Source organism: Streptomyces sp. NPDC026538 (genome assembly GCF_055567535.1).
The window spans coordinates 1-15947 of sequence record NZ_JBVHQG010000014.1 but is presented as its reverse complement, the minus strand read 5'-3'; the positions used below and the strand labels follow the sequence as shown (position 1 = coordinate 15947).

13 protein-coding genes and 2 pseudogenes are annotated in these 15947 nt (G+C 72.0%); 5 read left to right on the top strand and 10 right to left on the bottom strand.

Features of this window, described 5'->3' with window-relative positions; translation table 11 throughout:
• Window positions 1-225 precede the first annotated feature (225 nt).
• From pfkB to ACZ4N4_RS39690, 3 genes are all read right to left on the bottom strand, one after another.
• The gene (pfkB, locus tag ACZ4N4_RS39700) at window positions 226-1173 is read right to left on the bottom strand and encodes a 1-phosphofructokinase (RefSeq protein WP_453565580.1); all 948 of its coding nucleotides are present in this window, start codon (window positions 1171-1173) and stop codon (window positions 226-228) included.
• A gap of 47 nt (window positions 1174-1220) precedes the next feature.
• On the bottom strand, window positions 1221-1982 hold the full coding sequence (locus ACZ4N4_RS39695) for a DeoR/GlpR family DNA-binding transcription regulator (RefSeq protein ID WP_351739087.1): 762 nt from the start codon (window positions 1980-1982) through the stop codon (window positions 1221-1223).
• A gap of 277 nt (window positions 1983-2259) precedes the next feature.
• On the bottom strand, window positions 2260-3861 hold the full coding sequence (locus tag ACZ4N4_RS39690) for an MFS transporter (RefSeq protein WP_467598202.1): 1602 nt from the start codon (window positions 3859-3861) through the stop codon (window positions 2260-2262).
• A 62-nt stretch (window positions 3862-3923) separates the two neighbouring features.
• On the opposite strand from ACZ4N4_RS39690, the gene ACZ4N4_RS39685 reads away from it, so the two are divergent.
• Window positions 3924-4892 carry a helix-turn-helix transcriptional regulator gene (locus ACZ4N4_RS39685; protein ID WP_467598199.1) on the top strand — a complete coding sequence of 323 codons (969 nt, stop codon included), beginning with the start codon at window positions 3924-3926 and terminating at the stop codon, window positions 4890-4892.
• A 190-nt stretch (window positions 4893-5082) separates the two neighbouring features.
• On the opposite strand, the gene ACZ4N4_RS39680 is transcribed toward ACZ4N4_RS39685, so the two are convergent.
• Together ACZ4N4_RS39680 and ACZ4N4_RS39675 are read right to left on the bottom strand one after the other, a co-directional pair.
• Complete coding sequence (locus ACZ4N4_RS39680; protein ID WP_467598645.1) at window positions 5083-5679, bottom strand: TetR/AcrR family transcriptional regulator; 597 nt, start codon at window positions 5677-5679, stop codon at window positions 5083-5085.
• A gap of 742 nt (window positions 5680-6421) precedes the next feature.
• On the bottom strand, window positions 6422-7423 hold the full coding sequence (locus tag ACZ4N4_RS39675; RefSeq protein WP_450765391.1) for a sigma-70 family RNA polymerase sigma factor: 1002 nt from the start codon (window positions 7421-7423) through the stop codon (window positions 6422-6424).
• Between the two features lie 236 nt (window positions 7424-7659).
• On the opposite strand from ACZ4N4_RS39675, the gene ACZ4N4_RS39670 reads away from it, so the two are divergent.
• On the top strand, window positions 7660-8178 hold the full coding sequence (locus tag ACZ4N4_RS39670) for a GNAT family N-acetyltransferase (protein WP_453564992.1): 519 nt from the start codon (window positions 7660-7662) through the stop codon (window positions 8176-8178).
• A gap of 137 nt (window positions 8179-8315) precedes the next feature.
• Here the strand turns inward: ACZ4N4_RS39670 and ACZ4N4_RS39665 are convergent, their stop codons facing one another.
• Window positions 8316-9128, bottom strand: a complete 813-nt coding sequence (locus ACZ4N4_RS39665; protein WP_450765388.1) for a dioxygenase family protein — start codon at window positions 9126-9128, stop codon at window positions 8316-8318.
• A 124-nt stretch (window positions 9129-9252) separates the two neighbouring features.
• On the opposite strand from ACZ4N4_RS39665, the gene ACZ4N4_RS39660 reads away from it, so the two are divergent.
• Window positions 9253-9765: a MarR family winged helix-turn-helix transcriptional regulator gene (locus tag ACZ4N4_RS39660; RefSeq protein ID WP_467598195.1), complete on the top strand. Its 513-nt coding sequence runs from the start codon at window positions 9253-9255 to the stop codon at window positions 9763-9765.
• A 57-nt stretch (window positions 9766-9822) separates the two neighbouring features.
• Here the strand turns inward: ACZ4N4_RS39660 and ACZ4N4_RS39655 are convergent, their stop codons facing one another.
• Entirely contained in the window at window positions 9823-11361 is a 1539-nt protein-coding gene (locus tag ACZ4N4_RS39655; RefSeq protein WP_453564996.1) for an MFS transporter, read from the bottom strand.
• 224 nt (window positions 11362-11585) lie between these two features.
• Window positions 11586-12236, bottom strand: a complete 651-nt coding sequence (locus tag ACZ4N4_RS39650; protein WP_467598192.1) for a TetR/AcrR family transcriptional regulator — start codon at window positions 12234-12236, stop codon at window positions 11586-11588.
• Window positions 12237-12729: 493 nt separating this feature from the next.
• Between ACZ4N4_RS39650 and ACZ4N4_RS39645 the strand changes: the two genes are divergently transcribed.
• Both ACZ4N4_RS39645 and ACZ4N4_RS39640 read left to right on the top strand, forming a co-directional pair.
• Entirely contained in the window at window positions 12730-13956 is a 1227-nt protein-coding gene (locus ACZ4N4_RS39645) for a M6 family metalloprotease domain-containing protein (protein WP_467598189.1), read from the top strand.
• Window positions 13957-14099: 143 nt separating this feature from the next.
• Entirely contained in the window at window positions 14100-15674 is a 1575-nt protein-coding gene (locus ACZ4N4_RS39640) for an IclR family transcriptional regulator domain-containing protein (RefSeq protein WP_467598186.1), read from the top strand.
• A gap of 75 nt (window positions 15675-15749) precedes the next feature.
• Here the strand turns inward: ACZ4N4_RS39640 and ACZ4N4_RS39635 are convergent.
• Both ACZ4N4_RS39635 and ACZ4N4_RS39630 read right to left on the bottom strand, forming a co-directional pair.
• Window positions 15750-15874, bottom strand: a pseudogene (locus tag ACZ4N4_RS39635) (3-dehydroquinate synthase); the annotation flags it as partial.
• Window positions 15854-15940: pseudogene (locus tag ACZ4N4_RS39630) on the bottom strand (shikimate kinase); the annotation flags it as partial. The pseudogenes ACZ4N4_RS39635 and ACZ4N4_RS39630, both read right to left, overlap by 21 nt.
• Window positions 15941-15947 lie beyond the last annotated feature (7 nt).

Sequence of the window (15947 nt, the reverse complement as noted above, 5' to 3'; positions counted from 1 at the left end):
CCCGGGGTGTGGGGTGGGCGGTTTCGGGGACGGGGGTGCCGTGGGGGGCGGGGTGGGAGGAGGGGCCGGGGAAGCCCCGCCTCCCGGGGACGCCGGGGCGGCTCAGGGTGCCCCGTCGGCCCGTCGGCGCGGCGAGTAAAGAGGAGGAACCTCGCCGCTCGTGGGCCGGTTGTCGGCGGGCGGCGCCGGGGAGGAGCGCGGCCGCGTGCAGGGTCGTACGAGCGTTCATGACACCGGCTCCGTAAGTTCGCGGTCGACGGGGACGCGGTCGGTGACGGTCACCGCCGTGGGGTGCAGGTCGGCGGGGGTGGGCATCACGCTGCCGGGCAGCTGGACGGCGGCGGCGCCGTGGGCGACGGCGGAGGCGAGGGCCTTGGGGCCGCTGCCGCCGGCGATGAGGAATCCGGCGAGGGAGGAGTCGCCGGCGCCGACGTTGCTGCGGACGGTGTCCACGCGGGCGCTCGCGAACCAGGCGCCGGCGTCCTCCACGAGGAGCTGGCCGTCGGCGCCCAGGCTCGCGAGCACGGCGCGTGCGCCCATGCCGCGCAACTCCTCGGCCGCCTTCAGTGCGTCGCCCACCGTCGCCAGGGGGCGCCCGACGACCTCCGCGAGCTCCTCGGCGTTCGGCTTCACCACGTCCGGGCACTCGCGCAGCGCTTCCAGCAGCGCACGCCCCGAAGTGTCCAGCGCGATGCGTGCGCCCCCGGCATGCGCCCGGGCGACCACATCGGCGTACCAGGACGGCGCGAGCCCCCGCGGCAGGCTCCCGCAGCACGCGATCCAGTCCGCGTCACGGGATTGCTCGCGCACCGTCTCCAGGAGCAGCTCCTGCTCGGCCCGCGAGAGTTCCGGACCCGGCGCGTTGATCTTGGTGAGCACCCCGTCGGACTCCGCGAGAGCGATGTTCGAGCGGGTGGCGCCGGCGACCGGGACCGGCGCGACCTCGATGCCCTGCGCGTCGAGCAGGTCGGCGACGAGCGCGCCGGGCGCACCACCGAGGGGCAGCACGGCGACCGTGCGCCGGCCGGCGGCCGCGACGGCGCGGGAGACGTTCACGCCCTTGCCGCCGGGGTCCATGCGTTCGCCGGTGGCGCGGATGACCTCGCCCCGCTCCAGGGAGGGCACCTCGTAGGTGCGGTCGAGGGAGGGGTTGGGGGTGACGGTGAGGATCATGGCCGTACCGGTCGTGCCGTTCGTCGCGTTCACGCTGTCCGTGGTGCTCATGCTCGTACTACTTCCGTGCCGCCGCGCTCGATGGCGGCGGCGTCCTCGGGGCTCAGCCCGCTGTCGGTGATCAGCAGGTCCACGTCGCTCAGGTCGCCGAAGCGGGCGAAGTGCTCCTGGCCGTGCTTGGCGGAGTCGGCGAGCAGGACCACCCGGCGGGCCGCGGCGACGGCCGCCCGCTTGACCGCGGCCTCGGCGAGGTCGGGGGTGGTCAGGCCCTGGTCGGCGGAGAAGCCGTTGGCCGCGACGAAGAGGACGTCCGCCCGGATCTCGCTGTACGCGCGGAGCGCCCAGGCGTCCACGGCGGCGCGCGTGCGGTGCCGTACGCGCCCCCCGACCAGGTGGAGCTGGATGCCCGGGTGGTCGGCGAGGCGGGCCGCGATCGGCAGGCTGTGCGTGACGACGGTGAGGGACGCCTCCAGCGGGATGGCCCCGGCGAGGCGGGCGACCGTCGTGCCGGCGTCGAGGATCAGGGTGCCCTCGGTCGGCAGTTCCGAGACGGCGGCCTTGGCGATGCGGTCCTTCTCGTCGGCCGAGGTGGACTCGCGTTCGGCGAGGTCCGGCTCGAAGTCGAGGCGGCCGGCCGGGATGGCACCGCCGTGCACCCGGCGGACCAGGCCGGCGCGGTCGAGGGCCTTCAGGTCGCGTCGGATCGTTTCCGCGGTGACCTGGAACTCCTCGGCGAGCGACACGACGTCCACCCGGCCGCCGTCACGGGCGAGCCGGAGGATCTCCTGCTGCCGCTCCGGTGCGTACATGCCCTGCGCCTCCGCTCCAAGATACGTCGGACTGGTCCGGCTCGTGTCCGACTGCGTCTGACTCGTGCCCGAACTTGTGGTTTCGCTGGAGGCTACGCCCGGATTTCCGGAAAGTAAACAGGTTCGGGCTTCAACCGGGCATGTTCGGACTTCCGTGCCGTCCGGAGAGGCGGGAGAGGAGCGCGGAAGACTTCTTGGCGTATGCGGAAGGGCCCGGCACCAAGAGGTGCCGGGCCCTTCCTCGGGGGCGCGCTCAGGGCGCGCTCGGGAGGCGTGTTCAGGGGACGAGCGCGGGCTCGTCCTCCGGTTGCGCCGGGAGGGCCTCCTCCGTGCCGCCGCCCTCCACGTGCTGCGCCGGGCGCTTCGGCAGGGCGGACATCAGCAGGAACATCACGGCCATGACGGCGGCCACCCAGAGCAGCGCGTGCTGGAAGGCGTTCACGAAGGCCGGGCCGACCTGGTCCGGGGTCAGGCGGTCGTCGATGACGCCGAAGAAGACGACCGAGACCAGCCCGAGGCCGAGCGCGTTGCCCATCTGCTGGACGGTGTTGATCAGACCGGAGGCGGAACCGGCGTGCTCGCGCGGCACCTCCGACAGCACCGCGTCGGTCAGCGGGGCGACGATCAGACCCATGCCCGCACCCATCACGACCAGCGGCAGGGCCATCTGCCAGGAGGCGATGGCGAGGCCGTAGCGATCGGACTCCCAGATGTAGAGCAGGACGCCCAGGCCCATGACCAGAGCGCCCGCCTGCAGCACCTTGCGACCGAAGCGCGGGACCAGTTTCTGCACGGACAGGCCGGCCGCCACGGAGACGGCGATCGAGAACGGCACCCCGGTCAGACCCGCGCGCAACGGGCTCCAGCCGAGGCCGTCCTGCATGTACAGCGTCCAGACCAGGAAGAAGATGCCGAGCGCGACACCGAAGACGGTCTGCACGGCGATGCCGGCGGCGAAGCTCTTCACCTTGAACAGGGACGGTTCGATGAGCGGGGAACCGTCCCGGGCCGCCTTGCGGCGTTCGTACCCCACCAGCGCGCCGAAGACGACGAGCGCCCCCGCCATCGACGCGTACCCCCACAGCGGCCAGCCCAGCTCGCGGCCGCGGGTCAGCGGGTAGAGCAGCATCAGCAGGCCGAGGGTGACCAGGGCGACGCCGACGAGGTCGAGCTTCAGGGCGTGCGGTGCCCTGGATTCGCTGATGTAACGGCGACCGAGGAGCAGGGCCGCGATGCCGACCGGGAGGTTGATGAGGAAGATCGGGCGCCATTCGAGGCCGAGGACGTTCCACTCCGTCAGAAGGGCGCCGAGCAGCGGGCCGGAGACCGCGCCCAGCCCGACGATCGCGCCGAACAGGCCGAACACCTTGCCGCGCTCATGCGCCGGGAAGGTGGCGTGCACGATGGAGAGGACCTGCGGGACCATCATCGCGGCCATGCCGCCCTGCAGGATGCGGGCGGCGACCAGCATCTCCGGGTTGGCGGCGAAGCCGCACAGGGCCGAGGCGAGGGTGAAGCCGCCGACCCCGAGGAGGAAGATCCGTTTGCGGCCGTGAATGTCACCGAGGCGGCCTCCGGTGATCAGGCCGGCCGCGAAGGCGAGGGCGTAGCCGGCGGTTATCCACTGGATCTGACTGAAGGAGGCGTGGGCGGTCCGCTGGATGGAGGGGATGGCGATGTTGACGATCGTGACGTCGACCAGGTCCATGAAGGCGGCGGTCATGACGATGGCCAGGGCCAGCCAGCGGTGCGGTGCGCCGGGGGTGGCCGACGTTTCGAGTGCCGTCGGGGTCGCTGTGGCGGGTTGCCTGCGGGTTCGTCGTGGTTGAGTGCGCAGTTCCCCGCGCCCCTTTGCGGCGTTGTCGTCAACGGAAGTCATGTCGACAACGTAGGTCGCGAGTAGGTCAGATCCTGTCCTAGTTGTAAGGCATCCTCTGGTGCATGACGACAGACACTCCGGCTCGACTGCTCCAGCTGCTGTCTCTGCTCCAGACGCCCCGTGAGTGGCCCGGCGGTGAACTCGCCGACCGGCTCCGGGTGTCCCGGCGCACCGTGCGGCGGGACATCGACCGGCTGCGGGAGCTGGGGTATCCGGTGGAGGCCAGCAAGGGGGCCGACGGCGGGTACCGGCTGGTCGCCGGGAAGGCGATGCCGCCGTTGCTCCTCGACGACGAGGAGGCGGTGGCCATCGCGGTCGGGCTGCGCGCCGGAGCGGGGCATGCCCTGGAGGGGGTGGACGAGGCGTCCGTACGGGCGCTGGCGAAGCTGGAGCAGGTGCTGCCGGCCCGGCTGCGGCACCGGGTGGCCACGCTTCAGGCCGCGACCACGCCGCTGACCAGTGGGGACGGGGCGAGTATCGCGCCGGAGACGCTGACCGTGATGGCGTCGGCGGTCGCGGGGCGGGAGCGGTTGCGGTTCGCCTACCGGGCGGCGGACGGAAGCGAGACGCGGCGGCAGGCCGAGCCGTACCGGCTGGTGTCGACCGGGCGGCGTTGGTACCTCGTGGCGTACGACGTCGATCGTGACGACTGGCGGACGTTCCGGGTCGACCGGGTGAGCGAGCCGTTCGCGACCGGGGCGCGGTTCGCTCCGCGGGAGTTGCCGACGGGGAGTGCGGCGGAGTATCTGCGCCGGTCGATCCAACGGCAGCAGGAGACGTACGAGTTCGTGGTCGCGTTCGCCGGGGCGGCGGCGGAGGTGGGGGCCCGGGTGCCGGGATGGCTGGGGACGCCGGTGGACGAAGGGGGCGGATGGTGCGTGGTGCGAGGGACCACCGGGGATCCGCAGGAGTGGCTGGCGGTGCGGCTGGTGATGGCGGGGTACGAGTTCGTGGTGCGGGAGCCAAGGGAACTCGTGGAGTGTGCGAGGGAGCTGGGAGGTCGGTTGGCGCGGGCCGGTGGGGGCGCGTGAGCGCGCGGCCACGCGCCACCCAGGCCCTTTGGGCACCCGAAGCCCTACAGGCGCCGGAGCACCAACAGGCACCGCAGCACCTACAGGCCGACGGCCCTTCAGACGTAGGTGACCCTTCAGGCACTGGGTCGGCGCGTTTGCCTGTGGCCGGCTTGAGCAGCCGCACGGCCGGCTCGAGAAGCCGTATCCGCTACGTCTGCTCTCCCCAGGCGAACCCGCGCAGATCCGCCAGGTTCCGCAGCGCGAGCGCCGCCGGTCCCTCCGCGTCCGACGGGGACGCCGTGCCCGCCGCCCAGGACTCGACCGCCACTCGGACCGCCGCACCGGCCACCGCCGAGGCGAAACGGAGGTGCGGCGTGGGGGCAACGTTGTCGGATGCGGTGTCAGGTGCGGTGCGCTCCGCCAGGATCGTCGCCAGGAGGTCTTCCGAGGACTGGCACACCTCCGCCCACACCTTGCGCAGGGCCGGACTGGTGTCGGCGAGGTGGATCAGGGTGCGCACCCATTCCCAGGACGCCGCGGAGACACCGGCGCCGGGGGTCAGGGTGTGGTGGACGGCGTGTTCGAGTGCCTCGGGGACCGAGAGGGCCGCGGGGGCCGACCGTACGGCCTCCGCCCAGCGCTGGGCGCCCGCCGCGTAGAGCGGGGCGACCGCCTCCTCCTTCGTGGCGAAGTAGCGGTAGAACGTGCGGGGCGCGATGCCGGCGGCGTGTGCGATGTCCTCGGCGCGGGTGGCTCGCAGGCCCTGCCGTACGAAGAGGCCCGCGGCCGCCCGGGCGATCTCCATCCGGGTCTCCGCCTTGCGCCGCTCCGTCAGGGAGACACCGGGAGGATCCTGGCGGGAGGTGTTGCCGGTGGTGCTGGGGGTGCTCACCTCGGCAGGCTATGCCGCTGTGGCAGAATCTGCCATCCGGTGGTTCACCCCGTGGTTCAGGTACGGGGTGAGCCACCGTTCCAGGATGCCGGGAAGAGACAGAACCCGGCACACGCGCGGCGCCGTGGCGGGGCGCGGAGCCGGGCGGCCGCGGAACAGCCGACAAGTGCTCGCCGGGTGCTCGCCGAACAATGGAGCCGGGCTCCGGCGCCCGGGGGGTGGGGCGCCGGAGCCCGGCTCTGCGGAAGTCCCGGCGCCGGGGGGATCGGTGCGTCGGGACGTGGCTCACTGAGGGATCGTCATACGTCGTCGTCGGAAGCCGTCGTCACAGGCCGTGGTCAGGGATCGTCGCGGGCTGCCCCGCGAAAAGCCCGTTGTTCCCATGAGCCGACCGCCCTTCTGAGCCGGCCGCCCGGCCGGGGCCCTCAACTCCCCGGCCCGGATTGGTTGTTCCCTACACGCGGAGCCTTGAAGCGGCGGTACCGCGCCATGTTTGCGCCGTCTTTCGCCACCCGGCGCACGCGCTCGGCGTGAACGGCTCCACGCGCGCCCCCAGGCCCGCGAGCCCGCACACACTCGGGAGCCCCCGCGGTCCCGCGAACCGCGGGGGCTCCCGCAGACGCGGGAGCCCCATGCGCCCGCGGACACAACTCCCTTACGCCGCCGGCTCGAACCCCGTGCTGCGGGCGAGCTTCTTCAGCTCCAGCAGTGCGTGCTTCTCGATCTGGCGGATGCGCTCACGGGTCAGTCCGTGCTCCTTGCCGACCTCGGTCAGCGTGCGCTCGCGGCCGTCATCGATGCCGTACCGCATCTTGATGATGGAGGCCGTGCGCTGGTCCAGGCGGCCGATCAGGTCGTCCAGTTCCTCGCTGCGCAGCAGGGTCAGGACCGACTGCTCGGGGCTCACCGCCGACGTGTCCTCAAGGAGGTCGCCGAACTGCGTCTCACCCTCGTCGTCCACCGACATGTTCAGGGACACCGGGTCACGGGCCCAGTCGAGGACGTCGATGACGCGCTCGGCGTTGGAGCCGAGCTCGGCGGCGATCTCGGCGGGCTCCGGGTCGCGGCCGTGCTCCCGGTTGAACTCGCGCTGGACGCGGCGGATCCGGCCCAGCTCCTCCACCAGGTGGACGGGGAGCCGGATGGTCCGGGACTGGTCGGCGATGGAACGGGTGATCGCCTGGCGGATCCACCAGGTGGCGTACGTGGAGAACTTGAAGCCCTTGCGGTAGTCGAACTTCTCCACGGCACGCACCAGGCCGGCGTTGCCCTCCTGGACCAGGTCCAGCAGGGGCAGGCCACTGCGCGGGTAGCGTCGGGCGACGGCCACGACCAGGCGGAGGTTGGAGCGGATGAAGACGTCCTTCGCCCGCTCGCCGGCGGCGACGAGCGCCTCCAGCTCTTCGCGGGTGGCGTCCGACCCGGACTCCTCCTCGCCGTCGAGGACCTGCCGCGCGAACACACCCGCCTCAATGGTCTGGGACAGCTCGACTTCCTTGGCGGCGTCGAGGAGCGGTGTGCGCGCGATCTCGTCGAGATACATGCCGACCAGATCGCGGTCGGCGATCTCGCCGCCATGGACGCGGCGAACACTGCTTGCCGAGTCGGCCGTCTCGCCGGTGGCGGACTGACGACGGGCGACGGCACGGGTTGCCATGCGGTGCTCCCTTGCGATGGTGGGCGGGCGGGGTGGTCCTATCCGGTTCTTCTCGGTCTTCCGATGCTCGGCGCTCGGCCGGCGGCGCTGCGGAGTCCGCTTCTGGAACTCCCGGCGTTCTGGTCTTGTGCCCGGCATCCGAAGGAAACAACGACTGGAATCCGGACAGAATTCCCATGCCGCCCCCCGATTTTTCTGATCATGCAGTACCCTGTCGGACCGACCGAGGGGGCGTGATGTCGCCAGGACGTACAGAGGTGCAGGTCAGGCCGGGAGTCGAGGGAGACCTCGAAGCTCTCACGAACCTCTACAACCACTACGTACGTGAGACGTCCATCACATTCGACACGGTGGCCTTCACGCCGGAAGAGCGTCGTGCATGGCTGCTCTCCCACCCGGAAGACGGCCCGTACCGCCTGATGGTTGCCACGTCGGCGGACTCACAGGAGATTCTCGGGTACGCCACATCCAGCCCTTACCGTGCGAAACCCGCCTACGGGACCTCGGTGGAGACCACGGTCTACGTCGCCCCGGACGCCGGCGGACGCGGCATCGGCACGCTCCTCTACAAGACCCTCTTCGAGGCACTCGCCGGCGAGGACCTGCACCGCGCATACGCGGGCATCGCGCAGCCGAACGAGGCGTCCACCCGGCTGCACGAGCGCTTCGGCTTCCGGTACGTCGGCACGTACCGCGAGGTGGGCCGCAAGTTCGATCGCTACTGGGACGTGGCCTGGTACGAACGCCCGCTCTAGCCGAGGGCCTGCTCCGGCCAGGGCCCGCTCCCGCCGAGCGCCCGCCCCGATCGGGGGCCCGCTCCAATCGATGCCCGCTCCCGCCGAGCGCCCGCTCCAACCAAGGGCCAGTTTCAGCCGACCTCCCCCGCCGCCGCTCAGCCGAACTGCACCGACCGCTTGGCCATCCCCATCCAGAACCCGTCGATCACCGACTTCTGCGCGTCCAGCTCGCCGCCGGCCTCCGCCGCACCCATGGTGACGAAGAGCGGGGCGAAGTGCTCGGTGCGCGGGTGGGCGTAACGGCCGGCCGGTGCCTTGTCGAGGAAGTCCAGCAGGGCGTCCCAGTCACGGTGCTCCAGGGCCCGGTGTCCCCACTCGTCGAACTCCGAGGACCAGGACGGCACCCCGGCGCCGGTGTGGCGCAGGGCGGCCAGGTTGTGGGTGAAGAAGCCGGAGCCGACGATCAGCACGCCCTCGTCGCGCAGCGGGGCGAGCCGCCGGCCGATCTCCATCAGCCGGACCGGGTCGAGGGTGGGCATGGAAATCTGCAGGACAGGGATGTCCGCGGCCGGGAACATCTCCACCAGGGGCACGTAGGCGCCGTGGTCGAGCCCGCGGTCCGGGATGTCCTGCACGGGGGTGCCGGGGGCGCGCAGCAGCTTGCGTACGGACTCGGCGAGCGCGGGTGCGCCGGGGGCCGCGTACCGCACCTGGTAGTAGTGCTCGGGGAAGCCCCAGAAGTCGTAGACGAGGGGGACGGTCTGGACGGCACCGAGGGCGAGGGGTGCCTCCTCCCAGTGAGCGGAGACCATCAGGATCGCCTTGGGGCGGGGCAGACCGGCGCTCCAGGCGGCCAGTTCGCCGGGCCAGACCGGGTCGTCGGCGAGCGGCGGCGCGCCGTGGCTCAGGTAGAGGGCGGGCATGCGCCCCTCGGAAGCGGCGGGTCGCTCCTGTGCGGCGGCGGTCATGACGGCGGCTCCCTCCACGGACGGGAACCCCCAGGGCCCCATGTTTTAACTCTCAAGCTTTCCGTGAAACACCATACGCCCCACTTGTTTAACCTTCAAGGAGAGGCCTCGTACAGTGGGATCCATGAATACGGCACCCACCTCCGCGACCGCCGCCGGCCGCTGGCTCAGCGACGAAGAACAGCGCGTCTGGCGCTCGTATCTGCACGCCACGACCCTGCTGGAGGACCATCTGGACCGTCAGCTCCAGCGGGACGCGGGGATGCCGCACATCTACTACGGCCTGCTGGTCGGGCTCGCCGAGGCGCCCGGGCGGCGGCTGCGGATGACCGAGCTGGCCATGGGGGCGAAGATCACCCGGTCCCGGCTCTCGCACGCCGTCGCGCGCCTGGAGAAGAACGGCTGGGTGCGCCGGGAGGACTGCCCCTCCGACAAGCGGGGCCAGTTCGCCGTCCTGACCGACGAGGGCTCCGAGGTGCTGCGCCGTACCGCGCCGGGCCATGTGGCCGCCGTACGGCAGGCGCTGTTCGAGCGGCTGACCCCCGAACAGCAGCAGACCCTCGGCGAGATCATGCAGATCGTCGCCGAGGGCCTGCAGCCCAACGAAGCGGGCGCGGACCTGCCCTGGCTCCGCTGAGGAGCTCAGGACAGGCCCGCGTGCGGGTACCCGGTCGGCCGGTGGTGGCTCAGAGGCTCAGTGGGCGACCACCGGGATCGCCACCTCGTCCTCCGCGCCCTCGCCCGAGGCCACCGTCGTGGTGTCCGGCTTGCCGGCGTTGACGAAGGTCACCACGACCACCGCGGCCAGCACCAGCATGCCGACGGCGACCCAGATCGCGTTGGCGTAGCCGTGCACGGCGCCCTCCATCTGGACCAGCTGCTGCTGCGACTTGGAGGTCGCGGTGGCGATGTGGTCCTTGATGTACGACGTCGTCGCGGACGCGGCGATCGTGTTCAGCAGGGCGGTGCCGATCGCGCCGCCCACCTGCTGCGAGGTGTTGACCATCGCGGAGGCGACACCGGCGTCACGGGGTTCGACGCCGAGCGTGGCCAGGGACATGGCCGGCATGAACGCCGTACCCATGCCGAGACCGAGCAGCAGCATCGCCGGCAGGATCGTCGAGGCGTACGACGAGCCGATCTCCATCTGGGTCATCACCAGCATGCCGGCCGCGGCGACCAGGAAGCCGGGGCCCATCAGCGCCCGGGCCGGGACCCGGGTCATCAGACGGGTGCCGATCTGGGTGGAGCCGACCATCATGCCCGCGATCATCGGCAGGAACGCGAAGCCGGTCTTGATCGGCGAGAAGCCCTTGATGACCTGGAGGTAGTAGGTCAGGAAGAGGAACGTGCCGAACATCGCGATGATCGCGATACCGAGGGAGAGGTAGATACCGCCGCGGTTGCGGTCGAGGACCACGCGCAGCGGCAGCAACGGGGCCTTGACCCGGGTCTCGGTGACGACGAACGCGACCAGCAGCACCACGGAGGCGACGAACAGGCCGATGGTGGTGGCGTCGCCCCAGCCGTCGGACTCGGCGCGGGTGAAGCCGTAGACCAGGGAGACCAGGCCGAGGGTGGACAGGAGCACGCCGGGGATGTCGAGCGGGTTGCGGTTGCGGCCGCCCTCCGGCTCGCGGATGACGAAGTACGCGCCGAGCGCCGCGACGATGGCGAACGGGATGTTGACGAAGAACGTCCAGCGCCAGTCCAGGTACTCGGTGAGCACACCGCCGAGGATGAAGCCGACGGCGCCGCCGCCACCGGCGATCGCGCCGTAGATACCGAACGCCTTGGCACGCTCCTTGGCGTCCGTGAACATCACGGCGAGCAGGGAGAGCGCGGCCGGCGCGAGCATGGCGCCGAAGGCACCCTGGAGGGCGCGGGCGCCGAACATCATCGCGCCGCTGGTCGCCGCGCCGCCGAGCGCGGAGGCGGCGGCGAAGCCGGTCAGGCCTATGACGAAGGCCCGCTTACGGCCCCACAGGTCGGCGATCCGGCCGCCGAAGAGGAGCAGACCGCCGAAGGCGAGGGCGTAGGCCGTGACGACCCACTGCCGGTTGCCGTCGGAGATGCCCAGGTCGGTCTGGGCGGAGGGCAGCGCGATGTTCACGATGGTGGCGTCGAGGACGACCATCAGCTGGGCGAGCGCGATGAAGACCAGCGCTTTCCAGCGGTTGGCGTCACCGGACTGCGCCGGTGCGCCGGGAGCCTTGGCGGCTGTTTCGGACATGGGGGTACCCACTTCTTGACTTCGTGAATGCGTGACGGAAAGTCGGTGCTTCGTTACGGACGGTCGACGACACAGGCCCGAGGGCCGGCGTTCGTGACGGAAAAAGGGATCGGTGGAGCGCAGACGGTGGTCGGTGCGGAACAAGGGGTGCGCGCCATGAAGGACCGGCGCTCGGTCCGAAACTGATCGGCCCCCCGTGGGACGGTGCGGTCGCTCTCGGTCGTTCAGGCCTGGCGGAGGTCCTCCATGGTCACGGCCGTACCCGGCAGGGCGGAACGGGCCGGGGCCCGCAGTCCGTCCAGGAACAGCTGCAGATGACGGTGGACGAAGCGGTCGCCGACCAGGCAGTCGGTGCCGAACGGGGGCCGGCTGAGCTGAGCCACGGCGATCATCACGTCGCCGACACCCACGTCCGGGCGGAGCTGCCCGGCCGCCTTGGCGCGGTCCATGAGCTGCTCGATGAGCCGCTCACAGCGCTCGCGCGCCGCTTCCAGGTCGGGATGGTTCTTGTCGAAGGTGCTGGAGACCATCGGGCACAGCGCGCTGACCCGCTCGTCGGCGGAGGCGTGCACGAACCTCTCCAGCGCCCCGAAGGCGTCCCCGGTCTCCGCGAGCGCGAGCTCGGCCGCTTCCGACGTCCGGTCCATCACGGAGCAGACGACCTCACGGACGAGTGCGTCGCGGTCGGGGAAGTTGCGGTACACCGTGGCGTTGCCGACGCCGGCCCGGCGGGCGATCTCGTCGAGCGGCACATCTGGGCCGTACTCGGTGAACATCTCGCGGGCGGCGATGACGATCCGCTCCCGGTTGCGCAGGGCGTCGGCGCGGGGCCGGGGCGCCTTGCGCACGGTGGGGGTGGCGGTCGCGGTCTGCACGGCGCACTCCTTGTCTGGTGGTCTGGGTGATGCTCTGGGCTTCCACGATCCGGGGATCCGTTCCCCGTTTCGCTCGGACACAGGTCTAAACGGGGAGAGGGTCCCCGGTTATTTCCACACCCTCTCCTCATTTCATGTGACCTGAGTCACATCTTCTGGGCCGGGGAATCGCACGATCGGCCTCTCCAGCGCGCGCCCGCCGCCCCGCCGACACAGGGTGATCGAGAGGGTGCAGCCGGAAACCGGCGGCTGCCGTGGCGCGAAAGGTCCATGCATGCAGCCGCAGCCCAGCCGCCCGATACCCGCGCACCGTGACACCCCACGCGCCCCGCGCACGCCACACACCACGCACACGCCACACACCGCGCATAGCGCGCACACCACGCACACCGCGCATAGCGCACACACCCCGCGCTCCCCGCGCACGTCACGCTCCCCGCGCACGCCCCCGAGCCGCGCGATACGCCACCGCCGTGCGGTCTCCCTCGCCGCCGTGACCGTGCTGATACTCGCGGTCAGCACCTCGGCGGGCACCGGACACCTCACGGCGGCGCCCACGCCGGCCGGCGCCGGCCCGATCGCGCTGGCCCGCTCCTCGGTCTACGGCCCCTGCCTGATCAGCGGGGCCCACGAGGTCCAGATGACCGAGGGCGTCCCCACCCCGGGCGGCTACTCCCGCTCCACCGGCACCGTGCACGCCCTGACCCTGATGGTCGACTTCTCCGACGCGCCCGGCCAGGGCAACGCGCTCGACCGCTACCGCGAGTTCTTCCCGCAGACCCAGGACTGGTTCCGCACCGCCTCCTACGGCAAGCTCGACTACCAGCCGGCGGCCCCCGTCGACCACTGGCTGCGGATGCCCAAGCCGTTCGCCGCGTACGGCATAGAGCGCGGTGCCCCCTTCGACCCCGGCTACCGGCAGCTGGTCCAGGACATCGTGGCCGCCGCCGACCCGGAGGTGGACTTCCGGTCGTACGACCTCCTGAACGTGCTGGTCACCCCGAACGCCGGCCCCTCCGCCCTGGACACCGTGCTGTCGGTGACCTTCGCCGGCAACTCCGACGCCCCGGTCGCCGACGGCGTCCCGGTCGCCAACGCCTCCTTCGTCTACTCCCGCCAGGACGACGGCTCCGGCTCCTACACGCAGACCGGCTACCGGGTCCTCCCCCACGAGAACGGCCACGTCTTCGGCCTGCCCGACCTCTACACCCAGGAGGGCGGGGGCGCGGTCGGGCACTGGGACATCATGAGCGAGGACTGGGGCGCCGACAACGACCTCCTCGCCTGGCACAAGTGGAAGCTCGGCTGGCTCGACGCCGACCAGGTCAGCTGCGCGGCCGCCGGTGGCAGCACCGACTACACGCTGACCCCGCTCTCCCGGGCCGGTGGCCACAAACTGGTCTTCGTCCCCGTCGACGCCCGCACCGGTTACGCCCTGGAGGTCCGCACCAAGGGCGGCAACGACGAGGAGGTCTGCCGTCCCGGCGTCCTCATCTACAAGGTCGACGCGAACATCGACACCGGCCGCGGACCGATCAAGGTGTACGACGCCCACGGCGACACCGGCGGCTGCACCCGCAGCCCCAACGTCCAGGCGGAACTCTCCGACGCCCCGTTCGGCCCGGGCGAGACCTTCAAGGACCCGAAGCACGGGATCGAGGTGCGGGTGGCGGACGTGGACGCGGAAGGGAACTACCGCGTACAAGTGACGCGGCGCTAGCCGGCCCGGCCGGGGTTTACGGTGGGCGTGCCCTGATCACCGTGCCGGAGGTCACCGGCGTGTCCTGATCGCCGTGCCGGAGATCGTGGGTGTGCCCTGATCACCGTGCCGGAGATCGCGGAAGCCGCCGTACCGGAGAGTCGATGACCACCCCCCTGTCCCCCGCCGTGCCACCGCACGATCCGCCGGCCGAGGCGGTCGCCCCGCTCGTCCGGGGGGTGGCCGTGCTGGCGGCACTGACCGAGGCGGGCGGGACGCTGAGCGCGAGCGCGCTGGAACGGCGTACGGGCCTCGCCCGTTCCACCGTCGACCGGATCACCTCGACCCTCGCCCGCACCGGATACGTCCGTCAGTACGGCCGGGACGCGGTACTCACCCCGCGCGTGATGGAACTCGGCAACGCCTACCTGGCCGCCCTCCGCCTGCCCGCCCTCCTCGACGGGCACGCCGACGCCCTCGCCGACGAGCTGGACGAGTCCGTCTCGCTCGCGGTCGCCGACGGGGACGGCATCCGCTTCATCCACCAGGCGACCCGCCGCCGCGCGATGTCCGTCAGCTTCCGCATCGGCGACCTGCTGCCGGCCGAACGCACCGCCCCCGGCCCGCTGTTCGCGGCGCAGTGGACGGAGCCGGAGTGGACGGCCTGGCGGGCCCGGCGCGCGGCGGACCCGGCCGACGCGGGTTTCCCGGCCGTACCGCCCCGCGGCACCACCGCCGACGACTTCGCGGCGCGGGCGGACCGGGCCCGTCGGGACGGCTGGGCCCTGGACGACCAGCTGATCGAACCGGGACTGGTCGCGGTGTCCGTCCCGGTGCGCCACCCGGCCACCGGCGGGGTGGCCTGCGTGGCGAGCGTCGTCAGCCACACCAGCCGCCACACGGCGGCGGAGCTGCGCACCGCGCTCCTGCCCCGCCTGCGTACGGCGGTGACCGCGATGGAGCGGGAACTGCGCGAGGCCGCGCCGCCTCGGCCGGGCCCGCCGCCCTCCGGCCTGGCCGGCTGGACCACGGCGTCCAAGCACGAGCTGGGCCGCGACTTCGTGGAGTCCCTGGCCCGCGGCCTGACGATCCTCACGGCGTTCGGCGAGGGCCGCTCGGCCCTGACCCTGACGGATGTGGCGAAGGCGACGGGGCTGGCCCGGGCCACGGCCCGCCGGGCCCTGCTCACCTACGAGTACCTGGGCCTGGTGACCGCGCGGGACCGCATTTTCACCCTCACCCCCCGGGTGCTGTCGCTCGGCTACCCGCCGCTGTCCCGCACCACCCTCGCCCGCCTGGCGGCTCCCCACCTCCGCACCCTCACGGACCGGCTGCAGGAGCCGACGGCCCTGGCCGTACCGGTCCCGGGGGCGGACCCGGCGGAGATCCAGTACATCGCGGTGGCGACCGCGAGCCGCGTCCTGACCGTGGACATCACGGTCGGCACTCGCCTCCCGGCGGCCCGCACCTCCCTCGGCCGGGCCCTCCTCGACCCCGACGGGCCACCGGGATACGCCCTCGCCGACGAGGAACTGGAGTCGGGCCTGCGCTCGATCGCGGTGCCGGTACGGGACCGGACCGGCCGCCCGGTCGCCGCCCTGAACGTGGCCACGCACGCGGCCCGCCGCTCCCTGGAGGAGTGCGTGACGGACGTCCTGCCGCACCTGCGCACCACGGCGGACCACATCCAGACCGACCTGCGCATCGCCTCCCGCTTCACCCGCGTCCCGCTCTCCTGAACCAGGAACGCCGCCGCATCGCGAAAGCCCCCGCGCCCCGGGCCCGGCCGAGCGCGTTCCGGCATCAGGCGACGGCTCGTAGCCCTGCCCGGCCAGGTCGGCGCGGAGCACGTCACCGTTCTCGGCGAGCGCCTCGGGGTGGATCACCGCGACCCGCCGGCCCTCTCACCGGTCAACCCGCCGAGCCGCCCGGCGAGCAGTTCCCCGACCGTGGACTTGCCCACGCCCATCGGGCCGACCAGCACCACCAGCGGTGCGCCGCTCACCGGATCG

Excerpts from the sequence above, each read along its gene's own strand:
- ACZ4N4_RS39655 (WP_453564996.1), bottom strand. The coding sequence starts at position 11,361 with ATGTCCGAAACAGCCGCCAAGGCTCCCGGCGCACCGGCGCAGTCCGGT.
- ACZ4N4_RS39685 (WP_467598199.1), top strand. The coding sequence starts at position 3,924 with ATGACGACAGACACTCCGGCTCGACTGCTCCAGCTGCTGTCTCTGCTC.
- ACZ4N4_RS39640 (WP_467598186.1), top strand. The coding sequence starts at position 14,100 with ATGACCACCCCCCTGTCCCCCGCCGTGCCACCGCACGATCCGCCGGCC.
- ACZ4N4_RS39695 (WP_351739087.1), bottom strand. The coding sequence starts at position 1,982 with ATGTACGCACCGGAGCGGCAGCAGGAGATCCTCCGGCTCGCCCGTGAC.
- ACZ4N4_RS39690 (WP_467598202.1), bottom strand. The coding sequence starts at position 3,861 with ATGACTTCCGTTGACGACAACGCCGCAAAGGGGCGCGGGGAACTGCGC.
- ACZ4N4_RS39670 (WP_453564992.1), top strand. The coding sequence starts at position 7,660 with ATGTCGCCAGGACGTACAGAGGTGCAGGTCAGGCCGGGAGTCGAGGGA.
- pfkB (WP_453565580.1), bottom strand. The coding sequence starts at position 1,173 with ATGATCCTCACCGTCACCCCCAACCCCTCCCTCGACCGCACCTACGAG.
- ACZ4N4_RS39675 (WP_450765391.1), bottom strand. The coding sequence starts at position 7,423 with ATGGCAACCCGTGCCGTCGCCCGTCGTCAGTCCGCCACCGGCGAGACG.
- ACZ4N4_RS39665 (WP_450765388.1), bottom strand. The coding sequence starts at position 9,128 with ATGACCGCCGCCGCACAGGAGCGACCCGCCGCTTCCGAGGGGCGCATG.
- ACZ4N4_RS39680 (WP_467598645.1), bottom strand. The coding sequence starts at position 5,679 with ATGGAGATCGCCCGGGCGGCCGCGGGCCTCTTCGTACGGCAGGGCCTG.
- ACZ4N4_RS39660 (WP_467598195.1), top strand. The coding sequence starts at position 9,253 with ATGAATACGGCACCCACCTCCGCGACCGCCGCCGGCCGCTGGCTCAGC.